This is a genomic window from Pseudomonas fjordensis (genome assembly GCF_976987115.1).
This window is the reverse complement of sequence record NZ_OZ336860.1, coordinates 2,729,980-2,742,157: the sequence shown is the minus strand read 5'-3', so window position 1 is coordinate 2,742,157 and position 12,178 is coordinate 2,729,980. Positions and strand designations below refer to the sequence as shown.

Here is a 12,178-nt window from a genome sequence, read left to right as displayed (position 1 = left end):
CTGACTATCCGAGCGCCATCGTGGATAGTTTCATTCAAAGAAAATCCGATTAAGCGCATTGAAAAAGAGATATTTCTTACATCCAAGAACCACGAAACGTAGCGAACCCGTCCGACATGACATCGCATAACCCCGAAGTTTCTAATAGCAGTACTTTTAGAACAGGGTTTGCCCAATGTCATACACACAAAATCCCCAAGCCCCACAGCCTCTTACTCCCCCCACACAAGTAACCAGGCCGGAGACTCCGGCCTTGGTTGACGTCCTCTCGCAGTTATCGGATCCCGAATTCGACATGCGCGGCGTGGCCTGGAACCCGCTGTGCGATGCCGCCACGCCGCTGATCGGCCTGGTCATTCGTATACGCCGTGTGACCCAGCATGATGATGTACCTGCGCTGTACCAAGCCGTACGTAACCACATCACTGCAATCATGGAGGAAGTCAGCCAACTCGACTACGACGCCGGCATGCTCAAGGCTTACTCCTACAGCCTTTGCTTGTTGGTGGATGAGGTGGTGATGGGCACGCCATGGGGGAGGTCATCAGAATGGAGCCAAGACTCGCTGCTAAACGCCTTTCACCAGGAAACCTGGGGCGGGGAGCGATTCTTCATCGTGATGAACAACATGATTCCCGAAGCAGCCAGGTACCAGCATGTGTTGGAGTTCATGTACCAGTGCCTGATCTCAGGCCTTAAAGGCAAATACGGCGCCCATCCCAAAGGCGATGATGAAATCCAGAAAATCATCGACCAGTTGCACGGCCTGTTGCGCCCGCTGCGCGGCGAAACACCCAAGCGCCTGACCGACCCGCTGACCAACATCGCGCCGCGCAACTATCGGATCAAACGGGTCTGGCCGTTGTGGACGCCGTGGGCCATGGCCGCCGTGGTGCTGATAGTCGCCTACACGTTCTATTCCCTGCGCCTGAACGCTCTCACTCAGGAAGTGCTGGTATCACTGAACAAGATCCTCGCGCTATAGCGCCCAACTCATCAATAGCCGATCAGGAAGGACGCCATGCCCCGTCAAAGCGACCTGCGTTTCACGTTCGAGCCCTTGAAAGGCGATGCCTTCGATGTGGTTTCATTCAGGCTTGAAGAAGGCCTGTCCCAGCCCTTCAAACTGCAATTGGAACTGGCCAGCCACAACGCGGCCATCGACTTCAATAACGTGCTCGACCTGACGGGGCTGTTCACCATCTGGCACGGCGAAACCCCAGTGCGCTATGTGCACGGCCTGGTCAGCCTGTTCACCCAGGGCGACACCGGCTTTCGTCGCACCCGCTACACCGCCGTCATCGAACCGACCCTGGCGCGTTTCGACCTGCGCTCCAACTGGCGCATCTTCCAGGGCCAGACCGTGCCCGACATCATCACCAACGTGTTGGCCGAGCAAAAACTGACCGACCTGCGCCGCGAAATCTGCTTCGAGCACCAACCCCGCGAATACTGCGTACAGGCCGGCGAAACCGACCTCGACTTCATCGCCCGCCTCGCGGCCGAAGAGGGCCTGCTCTACACCTTCGACCACCGCGACGACGGCCACACCCTCGTCCTCACCGACCGCGTCGGCGGGCTGGGTACCATCGGCACGCACAAACATTGCCCCGTGATCTACCAACCCATGGCCGGCGGCGATGCCACGGAACCGGCCTTGACCCGTTTTCACTACACCGAACAAGTACGCACCGCCCGCCAGGTACAACGCGACTACACCTTCACCCACCCGCGCTACGACCAACAGCACACCGCCACTGGCGACCAGGACCTGAAAAACCAGCACAAGGACTACGAACGCTACGACTACCCCGGCCGCTACAAACGCGACATCGCCGGCAAACCCTTCACCAAGACTCGGCTGACCGCCCTGCGCAATGACGCCAAACTGGCGCACCTGGCCGGTGACGACGCGCGCCTGCAACCGGGGCTGGCGTTCGACCTCAACGAGCATCCCCGCGAAGACTTCAACGACCGCTGGCGCACCATCGCCATCACCCACGAAGGCAAACAGCACACCAGCTTGCAGGAAGAGGCGTTCGGCAGCGGCCACGGCACCTCTTATGAAATGACCGCCAGCGCCATCCGCTGGACCTCCGACTGGAAAGCCCCGCTGCGCGACAAACCCTGCATCGACGGCCCGCAGATTGCCACGGTGGTCGGCCCTCCAGGCGAGGAGATCTATTGCGATGAATGGGGCCGGGTGAAAGTGCAATTCCCGTGGGATCGTGCGGACAAAAACAACGATCAGAGCTCGTGCTGGATTCGTGTGGCGCAGGGTTGGGCCGGTGCGACCTGGGGCGCCATGGCCGTGCCGCGAATCGGTCAGGAACTGATTATTGGCTATTTGGATGGCGATCCTGACCAGCCCATCGCCACGGGCCGTACCTACCGCGAGACCAATCTGCCGCCGTACCAGTTGCCCAAGCACAAGACGCGGATGACCATCAAGAGCCAAACCCATAAGGGTTCAGGTTTCAACGAGCTGCGCTTTGAGGATGAGTTGGGCCATCAGGAGGTGTTCATCCATGCCGAAAAGGACAAGAACGTCCACATCAAGCACAACAACACTACCTTCGTAGGAAACGACCGAAGCGAACACGTCGGGCATGACGAGCACATCGAAATCGGTCATGACCGCAGCGAACGAGTGGGCAACGATGAACACATTGCTGTCGCTCAAGACCAGCATCTGCAAGTGGGCCGTGATCGAATACACACAGTAGGGCGCAACCACCACATCGACATCGGTGGAGACCGCGTCGAAGAAATTGCCAACAATCGACATGACAGGATCGCCGCTGATCACCAGGTGCAGATCGGTGGCAATGCTGAACAATCAGTACGCAACCATTACCGCCTCTACACAGGACAGCGCATTGAGCAAAAAACCCGAGTATTCGATGTTGCATCGAACGAGCGCCTTATTCTGCGAGCGCCCGGCGGCAGCATCACGATTGATGGCAATGGCATCACGCTCGATGGACTGGCCATCAGAATCAAAGGCCCTGTGACCACAGATCCGATCGGAACGGGTAACCCACTCGGCACTCCACAACTGCCTGCCGTACCGCCAGGACCGTTCCTGGGGCGCTACACGTTGCTCAAGAACGATCAACGTGCCTTCGCAGGCTATCGGTATCGCATCACCGATGGCACGGCGCTGCTTGCCGAAGGCCGCACCTGCCCCTTGGGCGGCACTGAGTGGACGGTGACGCCGGCAGCCAAACCCGTGCAGGCCCATAAGGCAATCATGCGCGAGGATCAGCAAATCACCGAAACCTGGGCCCCCTACCTGATGGCCCTTGATGATCAAGGCACCCCCGTTGAGGCCAAGGCGATTTTCCCCGACGAATTTCTGGATCAACACAGTGGACACCTCGACTGATGCCAGGTCCTATAGCCCCTGCCGTCGCGCGGATCATCGACGGTGCCTATCGCGCCTATCGGGCAAATCAGGCTTTTGAGAACGCCCAAACCGCCGCCGAACTGGCCCAACTTGCTGTGGAAATTGCCGAGCGCAGGAAGCAGATCAAGGAGACCCTTCGCACCACCATTGAAGCAATGACCCGCGAAATCGAGGTCAAGAGTTCTACCTTTGCCGTGGTGGATCGCGGCGGTAATAGCACGGTTTCTCGGCGAGGCCAGGAGAACATCACGTTCAAGGAATACATCGAACGCAAGGTGCCCTTTCGCCCGGCGATCAGCCAAGTCTGCACCGTTGCGCTGCAAATGCCGATCAAGGTACCGCGCCGTATTCGCAAGAAAATTGCCGGCGATACGGTACAGACCACCATCGAGATCGCCCTCAAGCAATTTACCGCCTCGTTGTTTTTTGAAGCCGTAGACGAGGCACTGGAGTGGCGCAGCCCGCTCAAGGCCGAACCCAACTACAACGGCAACAGCAAGAAGGCCTTGTTGGGCGAGCCGGTTACGCGGCCCAAACGGTTCGGCAGTGCCGTGCAGCCTTTTTGGCCACGGCCGAAGGGTTTGCTGGCGCCCGATCTGGTGGTGGTTGAGTACCGGCAAGAGCCGTTTGAAACCGAGAATGTGTTTGCGGCGGTGGAGATCAAGTTTCCGGGGGATTGGGTGAGAGAAGAACAACTCGATCATTACGTGCTGCTCATGACTCCGCAAACAGGCATCAATCCGAACAAGGTTGGCAAGGAGAAGGTTGCGCTTTTAAGGGTGCCGGAGGATTGCACTGGGTTCGAATCGGATGAAAAGAGAAATTCAAAACCAATAGGCAACAAAAATAGGAGGTAAGCGTGAGCACGAGTCATAGACTGTTTAACGAACAGGAACGCGATGAGTTTATTGCAGAGCTCAAAGAATGGCCCAACACAGACTGGGGGACAGATGAGGTGGCCCGCCACAGCGTCAGCCCCTTCATCAGCTTCTACTTCCCCCCTACCCCTGACAACCATCGAGATATCGCCCTGCTGATGGTGGATATCCACGAAGCCTTCGAGCAACTGCTTGGCTACCCTTACACCATGACGATACACCCGGAGGCAGAGCGCCCTCATGCTTATCCGGAAGAAGAGCCTGATCTTCGCAGGCAGGCCCTGGAGTCTCACCCAAGCGAGACCTTCGTTTTCTGGTTCACCGACGAACCGAATCATGCGTCCTCCCCTACGACCGCAGGCCATTTCTGGCGCAGGCGGTTCCAGGCTGACGGAGCTCGAATCAATTACTCCTCCATCTCATTCTATTACCGCTGGCAATGGTGGCTGGACAACCGCGATGCCTGGCGCCAGTTCGTCCTCAAGACCATTGACCTGCTCAAGGCTCACCAGGTCTACAGCGGTTTCGCCATGGCCAATCCAATGGAATATGGCACCCGGGCGGAAGTCACCACTTGGGAGCGAGCGCTCACGCCGGCTTTCTACGGGCTTGATATTGAGTACCCCTTTGGCATGCGCGACGAACTGCCTAGCGGTATCCGACCGCCGACCTGGGCCTTCCTGCTCGCCGATCACTGGCGAGAAAAGCTCGACCTGACCCGCGAACAGGTACGCAGCGCACTCGCTCACCCCCGCATCAACGTCATCGAACTGCACAGCGGCCAGTGGATCGAGCTGGGCGAACAGCCCGAGTTGTACCCAGTCGAACACGGCGTGCCGGAACTGCCCATGCTCTTGAACAAGTTGCTCAAGCCCATTCGCTACGACGACCTCGGATTACTCGGCTTCGGCCAATGGGACGGTGACCCAAACGAACGTTTTACCGATGCCGACAGCCGCCGCTGGATGGCACGCTTCGATGCCGACAGCGACTGGCCCACACCAGCATCGCGATTGGGCACACCCAAGCCGACGGCTCCCGCACAAAACTCTGCGCCGCTGAGCATCATTGCGGGCATGCCATGCACCCAAGCCGGCTGGTGGCTTGTCCCGGGGGTCGCTGATTCACGTCGCGAATTCAAGCAAGGCGAAGTCCTGCCCGCGCTCATCTCGCAACCCAGTGAAAGGTTGACGCTTTGGCAACGCGACTCCGACCAAACGCCCCCGGAACCCGCCCGGCACGCTTGCAGCCACGAAGCCGCACCCCGCGCCGGTCGCTGGGAAATGGAGGCGGATCGCTGCGTGGAGTGCACCGTCCGGCTGAACGAACGGCTGCCGTTACATCAGGGCCAAAAAGTACGCTGGTTATGGACTGTCAGCGGCATGCGCGCCCGTAGCGGGGAAACCTGCCCATATCCGGGGAAATGGGTATGTGACTACAAACCCGGTACCGAGCGGCTATTCGATTACGCCGCCCTGATGCCGGACGTGGACGGTGAAAAAGTTGTCTGGCGCTGGTTAGGGCTGGTGCAAAGATGAGTGTCGACTGATGCCAGGTCCTATAGCCCCTGCCGTCGCGCGAATCATCGACGGTGCCTATCGCGCCTATCGGGCAAATCAGGCTTTTGAGAACGCCCAAACCGCCGCCGAACTGGCCCAACTTGCTGTGGAAATTGCCGAGCGCAGGAAGCAGATCAAGGAGACCCTTCGCACCACCATTGAAGCAATGACCCGCGAAATCGAGGTCAAGAGTTCTACCTTTGCCGTGGTGGATCGCGGCGGTAATAGCACGGTTTCTCGGCGAGGCCAGGAGAACATCACGTTCAAGGAATACATCGAACGCAAAGTGCCCTTTCGCCCGGCGATCAGCCAAGTCTGCACCGTTGCGCTGCAGATGCCCATCAAGGTACCGCGCCGTATCCGCAAGAAAATTGCCGGGGATACGGTACAGACCACCATCGAGATCGCCCTCAAGCAATTTACCGCCTCGTTGTTTTTTGAAGCCGTGGACGAGGCACTGGAGTGGCGCAGCCCGCTCAAGGCCGAACCCAACTACAACGGCAACAGCAAGAAGGCCTTGTTGGGGGAGCCGGTTACGCGGCCCAAACGGTTCGGCAGTGCCGTGCAGCCTTTTTGGCCACGGCCGAAGGGTTTGCTGGCGCCCGATCTGGTGGTGGTTGAGTACCGGCAAGAGCCGTTTGAAACCGAGAATGTGTTTGCGGCGGTGGAGATCAAGTTTCCGGGAGATTGGGTAGTAAAAAAACAAATAACGGACTACGTGAACCTGATGAAGCCCTCAACGGGCGTCAACCCGGACAAAATCGGAAGAGAGAAAGTTGCGCTGTTGCGGGTGCCGGAAGATTGCACCGGTTTTGAAATAGATGAAAAGAACAATTCAACGTCCAAAGGCCAAAAAAACAGGAGGTAAGCATGAGCACGACTCATAGACTTTTTGACGACGAAGAACGTGACGAGTTTATTGCAGAATTGAAGGAATGGCCCAACACGGATTGGGGTAAAGATGAAATCGCTCGCCACAGTGTCAGCCCGTTCATCAGCTTCTACTTCCCCCCTACTCCTGATAACCATCGCGATGTAGCTCTATTGATGGTGGATATCCACGAAGCTTTCGAACAACTGCTTGGCTTCCCTTTCACCATGACCATGCACGAAGACACAGATCGTCCTCATGCTTATCCGCAAGAAGAGCCTGATCTTCGCAGGCAGGCCATGGAAGCCCATCCACACGAGTACTTCGTATTCTGGTTTACCGACGAAACAAACCATGCCAGTTCACCTACAACATCGGGCGATTTCTGGCGTACTTGGTATCGAACTGACGGATCGCGAACAGAGTATTCCTCAATCGTATTCTATTACCGCTGGCAATGGTGGCTGGACAACCGCGATGCCTGGCGCCAGTTCGTCCTCAAGACCATTGACCTGCTCAAGGCTCATCAGGTCTACAGTGGTTTAGCCATGGCTAACCCAATGGAATATGGCACGCGAGCAGAAATTACCACATGGGAAAGAGCCTTGACGCCCGCTTTCTACGGGCTCGATATCGACTACGAGTTTTCGATGCGTGACGAGTTACTCAACGGCATCCGTCCGCCCACCTGGGCCTTCCTGCTAGCCGATCACTGGCGCGTAAAACTCGACCTGACCCGTGAACAGGTACGCGAAGCACTCGCCCATCCTCGCGTCAGCATCACCGAATTGCACAGCGGTCAATGGATCGAACTGGGTGAGCAGCCGGAGCTTTATCCCGTCGAACACGGCGTACCCGAACTGCCCATGCTCCTGAACAAGTTACTGAAGCCCATTCGCTACGACGATCTCGGATTACTCGGCTTCGGCCAATGGGACGGTGACCCTAACGAGCGCTTTACCGACGTCGACAGCCGCCGCTGGATGACACGTTTCGATGCCGACAGCGACTGGCCCACGCCAGCATCGCGATTGATCAAGCCAAAGCCGCCCACCCCCGCCCAAACCTCTCAACCGCTTAGCGTGGTTGCAGGCATGACGTGCACTAAAGCTGGCTGGTGGCTTGTGCCCGGCGTTGCTGGTTCGCGCCGCGAATTCAAGCAAGGGGAAATGCTGCCAACGCTCCCCCAGCAGTCCAGTGGCAGCTTGGCAATGTGGCAACGCGATCCCGATCAGACACCCCCAGAGCCAGCCCGGCACGCTTGCAGCCACGAAGCCGCCCCCCGCGCCGGTCGCTGGGAAATGGAGGCGGATCGCTGCGTGGAGTGCACCGTCCGGCTGAACGAACGGCTGCCGTTACATCAGGGCCAAAAAGTACGCTGGTTATGGACTGTCAGCGGCATGCGCGCCCGTAGCGGGGAAACCTGCCCATATCCGGGGAAATGGGTATGTGACTACAAACCCGGTACCGAGCGGCTATTCGATTACGCCGCCCTGATGCCGCACGTGGACGGTGAAAAAGTTGTCTGGCGCTGGTTAGGGCTGGTGCAGAGATGAGTGTCGACTGATGCCAGGCCCACTAGCTCCAGCTGTCGCACGGATCATCGACGGTGCCTATCGCGCCTATCGGGCAAACCAGGCTTTTGAAAACAGCAGAACCGCCGCCGAACTGGCCCAACTCGCGGTGGGCATTGCCGAGCGCAGGAAGCAGATCAAGGACACCCTTCGCGCCACTATCGAAGCAATGACCCATGAAATTGAAGTCAAGAGCTCAACCTTTTCCGTGGTGGATCGCGGCGGTAATAGCACGGTTTCTCGGCGAGGCCAGGAGAACGTCACGTTCAAGGAGTACATCGAACGCATGGTGCCTTTTCGCCCGGCGATCAGCCAAGTCTGCACCGTCGCGCTGGAGATGCCGATCAAGGTACCGCGCCGTATTCGCAAGAAAATTGCCGGCGATACGGTACCGACCACCATCGAGATCGCCCTCAAGCAATTTACCGCCTCGTTGTTTTTTGAAGCCGTGGACGAGGCACTGGAGTGGCGCAGCCCGCTCAAGGCCGAACCCAACTACAACGGCAACAGCAAGAAGGCGTTGCTGGGCGAGCCCATTACGCGGCCCAAACGGTTTGGCAGTGCCGTGCAGCCTTTTTGGCCACGGCCGAAGGGTTTGCTGGCGACCGATCTGGTGGTGGTTGAGTACCGGCAAGAGCCGTTTGAAACCGAGAATGTGTTTGCGGCGGTGGAGATCAAGTTTCCGGGCGATTGGGCAGTTTCAAAACAAATGAAAAGGTATGTGACCCTCATGACACCTGAGACGGGAATAAATCCGGCGAAAATTGGCAAGGAAAAAGTGGCGTTGCTTAGGGTTCCGGAAGACTGCGTGGGTTTTGAAGCAGATCAAAAAAAATCCACTCCCAATGAACAAGCAAGGAAAAAGAAATAATATGACCACAACACATGAACTGTTTACCGTTGAAGAAAGAGATCTGTTTATCGAGTTATTAAAAGAGTGGCCAAACTCTGAATCCGGAACAGAGCTCGCATCGCACAGCGTCAGTCCCTTCATCAGCTTTTACTTCCCCCCCAACTCCGACAACCAAGTCGATATCGCCCTGCTGATGGTTGATATTCACGAAGCCTTCGAACGCCTGCTTGGTCATCCTTACACCATGACCATGCACGAAGACACAGATCGTCCGCACCCTTACCCCGAGGAGGAGTTCGACCTTCGCATGCAAGCGATGGATGTCGATGCAAACGATTACTTCGAATTCTGGTTTACCGACGAAGCAAACCATGCCAGTTCACCCACAACATCGGGCCATTTCTGGCGTAGCAGGCACGAAGGTACCGGGAAAAAATCGGCTTACTCCTGGGTTGTTTTCTATTACCGCTGGCAATGGTGGCAGGACAATCGCGATGCCTGGCGACAATTCGTCTTCAAGACCATTGACCTGCTCAAGGCCCATCAGGTCTATAGCGGTTTCGCCATGGCCAATCCGATGGAATATGGCACCCGGGCGGAAGTGACTACCTGGGAGCGAGCGCTTATGCCAGCTTTCTACGGACTTGATATTGAGTATGCCTATGGCATGGACGACGAATTGCCTAATGGCATCCGCCCGCCCACTTGGGCCTTCCTGCTCTCCGATCACTGGCGAGAAAAGCTCGACCTGACCGGCGAACAGGTACGCAACGCAATCGCTCACCCCCGCATCAGCATCACCGAACTGCACAGCGGCCAGTGGATCGAGCTGGGCGAACAGCCCGAATTGTACCCTGTCGAACTCGGCGTGCCGGAACTGCCCATGCTCTTGAACAGGCTGCTCAAGCCCATCCGTTACGACGACTTGGGTTTACTGGGCTTCGGCCAATGGGACGGTGACCCAAACGAGCGCTTTACCGACGCCGACAGCCGCCGCTGGATGGCACGTTTCGATACCGACAGCGACTGGCCCACGCCAGCATCGCGATTGCTCACAGCCAAGCACCAGCTCCCGCGTAAACCTTTGCGCCGCTGACCAGGGCTGATGCAGGTATGCATCACTGAGTGCAAGCATGACGCAATCTTCACATTAAAGGCGGAGCATTCGCCGTGATTGAACTGTCCCCTACTGATCAGCAGTTTTTCAACCTCACTGACGATTGGAGTTCCTCATGGCGAAAATCAACTTGGCCCAGCAGTTGGCGACCACCCTGGAACAAGCGGGCATCAAGCGTATCTGGGGGCTGACCGGCGACAGCCTCAATGGCCTGACCGACGCCTTGCGCAGCATGGACAGCATCGAGTGGATGCATGTGCGCCACGAAGAGGTTGCCGCCTTCGCTGCCGGTGCCGAAGCGGCGGCCACTGGCGAGTTGACGGTGTGCGCTGGCAGTTGCGGGCCGGGTAACCTGCATTTGATCAATGGGTTGTTCGACTGCCATCGCAACCATGTGCCGGTGCTGGCGATTGCCGCGCAGATTCCATCCTCGGAGGTGGGCCTGAATTACTTTCAGGAAACCCATCCCCAGGAACTGTTCAAGGAGTGCAGCCACTTTATCGAACTGGTGAGCAACCCCGAGCAGATGCCTCAGGTGCTGCACCGTGCCATGCGTTCGGCGATCCTCAACCGAGGCGTGGCGGTGGTGGTGATACCAGGGGATGTGTCGCTGTTGGAAGTGGAAGATAAGCTCAAGCCGTGGCCAGCCTTGCACGCACCGCGCACCGTGCCGGTTGAGCAGGACTTGCAGCGCCTCACCGACATGCTCCAGAGCAGCGAGAAAGTTACCCTGCTGTGTGGCAGCGGCTGTGCCGGTGCCCACGATCAGGTAGTGGCGCTGGCCGACGCCCTCGGCGCGCCGGTGGTGCATGCACTGCGGGGCAAGGAGCACGTGGAGTGGGATAACCCGTTCGACGTCGGCATGACCGGCCTGATCGGTTTCAGCTCCGGTTACCACGCCATGCTCGACTGCGACACCTTGATCATGCTCGGCACTGACTTCCCCTATCGCCAGTTCTACCCCACCGACGCCAAGATCATCCAGGTGGACCGCGACCCACAAGCCCTGGGGCGCCGTGCGACCTTGGACCTGGGCATCGCCGCCGACGTCAGTGAAACCATCGCCGCGCTGCTGCCACGTTTGACCCGCAAGACCGATCGCAGCTTCCTTGAAACCTCCTTGAAGCACTACGAAAAAGCCCGCCAAGGCCTGGATGATCTGGCGCAACCGTCCAAGGCCGGTCGGCCGATCCATCCCCAGTATGTGGCGCGCTTGCTCAGCGAGCTGGCCGATGATGATGCGATCTTCACCGCCGATGTCGGCTCACCCACCGTGTGGGCGGCGCGTTATCTGAAGATGAACGGCAAGCGCCGGCTGATCGGCTCGTTCAACCATGGCTCGATGGCCAACGCCATGCCTCAGGCTATCGGTGCGCAGGCGGCATTCCCTGGGCGGCAGGTGATCTCTATGTCTGGGGACGGTGGTTTCACTATGTTGATGGGGGATTTCATTTCCCTGGCGCAGTTGCAATTGCCGGTCAAACTGGTGGTGTTCAACAATTCGTCCCTGGGCTTTGTTGCCATGGAGATGAAGGCGGCGGGTTACCTGGACACTGGCACCGAGCTGAAAAATCCGGACTTCGCGGCCATGTCCAATGCCATGGGGATCTTGGGCATTCGGGTGGAGCAATCCGAAGACCTTGAGCCGGCCCTGCGTCGTGCGCTGGCCCATGATGGCCCGGTACTGGTGGATGTGGTGACCGCCACTCAGGAACTGGTAATGCCGCCGAGCATCAAGCTGGAACAGGCCAAGGGGTTCAGCCTGTATATGCTCAAGGCGGTGATGAGCGGACGCGGGGATGAGGTCATAGAGCTGGCACGCACCAACTGGCTGCGATAACCCCCGACTGTAGGAGCGAGCTTGCTCGCGAAGATCGTAACGACAACGCTGGCATCCTGAATGAGCGCGTTGTCCTC

9 protein-coding genes are annotated in these 12,178 nt (G+C 58.1%); all 9 read left to right on the top strand.

Features of this window, described 5'->3' with window-relative positions:
* Positions 1 to 295: 295 nt before the first annotated feature.
* Complete coding sequence (icmH, locus tag ACWHXD_RS12455; protein ID WP_032892195.1) at positions 296 to 985, top strand: type IVB secretion system protein IcmH/DotU; 690 nt, start codon at positions 296 to 298, stop codon at positions 983 to 985.
* 36 nt (positions 986 to 1,021) lie between these two features.
* Positions 1,022 to 3,388, top strand: a complete 2,367-nt coding sequence (locus ACWHXD_RS12450) for a type VI secretion system Vgr family protein (RefSeq protein ID WP_138763612.1) — start codon at positions 1,022 to 1,024, stop codon at positions 3,386 to 3,388.
* 116 nt (positions 3,389 to 3,504) lie between these two features.
* The gene (locus ACWHXD_RS12445; protein ID WP_238344620.1) at positions 3,505 to 4,266 is read left to right on the top strand and encodes a VRR-NUC domain-containing protein; all 762 of its coding nucleotides are present in this window, start codon (positions 3,505 to 3,507) and stop codon (positions 4,264 to 4,266) included.
* 2 nt (positions 4,267 to 4,268) lie between these two features.
* The gene (locus ACWHXD_RS12440) at positions 4,269 to 5,825 is read left to right on the top strand and encodes a type VI immunity family protein (RefSeq protein WP_032892198.1); all 1,557 of its coding nucleotides are present in this window, start codon (positions 4,269 to 4,271) and stop codon (positions 5,823 to 5,825) included.
* 10 nt (positions 5,826 to 5,835) lie between these two features.
* Positions 5,836 to 6,714 (top strand): VRR-NUC domain-containing protein, encoded by an 879-nt coding sequence (locus tag ACWHXD_RS12435; protein WP_138763611.1) that lies wholly within the window; start codon positions 5,836 to 5,838, stop codon positions 6,712 to 6,714.
* 2 nt (positions 6,715 to 6,716) lie between these two features.
* On the top strand, positions 6,717 to 8,273 hold the full coding sequence (locus ACWHXD_RS12430; RefSeq protein ID WP_138763610.1) for a type VI immunity family protein: 1,557 nt from the start codon (positions 6,717 to 6,719) through the stop codon (positions 8,271 to 8,273).
* A gap of 127 nt (positions 8,274 to 8,400) precedes the next feature.
* On the top strand, positions 8,401 to 9,162 hold the full coding sequence (locus tag ACWHXD_RS12425) for a VRR-NUC domain-containing protein (RefSeq protein ID WP_499084051.1): 762 nt from the start codon (positions 8,401 to 8,403) through the stop codon (positions 9,160 to 9,162).
* The gene (locus ACWHXD_RS12420) at positions 9,107 to 10,240 is read left to right on the top strand and encodes a type VI immunity family protein (protein WP_238344618.1); all 1,134 of its coding nucleotides are present in this window, start codon (positions 9,107 to 9,109) and stop codon (positions 10,238 to 10,240) included. The genes ACWHXD_RS12425 and ACWHXD_RS12420 overlap by 56 nt, the downstream gene beginning before the upstream one ends.
* A 136-nt stretch (positions 10,241 to 10,376) precedes the next feature.
* Positions 10,377 to 12,101, top strand: a complete 1,725-nt coding sequence (poxB, locus tag ACWHXD_RS12415; protein ID WP_138763608.1) for a ubiquinone-dependent pyruvate dehydrogenase — start codon at positions 10,377 to 10,379, stop codon at positions 12,099 to 12,101.
* Positions 12,102 to 12,178 lie beyond the last annotated feature (77 nt).

Excerpts from the sequence above, each read along its gene's own strand:
- icmH (WP_032892195.1), top strand. The coding sequence starts at position 296 with ATGCGCGGCGTGGCCTGGAACCCGCTGTGCGATGCCGCCACGCCGCTG.
- ACWHXD_RS12450 (WP_138763612.1), top strand. The coding sequence starts at position 1,022 with ATGCCCCGTCAAAGCGACCTGCGTTTCACGTTCGAGCCCTTGAAAGGC.
- ACWHXD_RS12435 (WP_138763611.1), top strand. The coding sequence starts at position 5,836 with ATGCCAGGTCCTATAGCCCCTGCCGTCGCGCGAATCATCGACGGTGCC.
- ACWHXD_RS12430 (WP_138763610.1), top strand. The coding sequence starts at position 6,717 with ATGAGCACGACTCATAGACTTTTTGACGACGAAGAACGTGACGAGTTT.
- poxB (WP_138763608.1), top strand. The coding sequence starts at position 10,377 with ATGGCGAAAATCAACTTGGCCCAGCAGTTGGCGACCACCCTGGAACAA.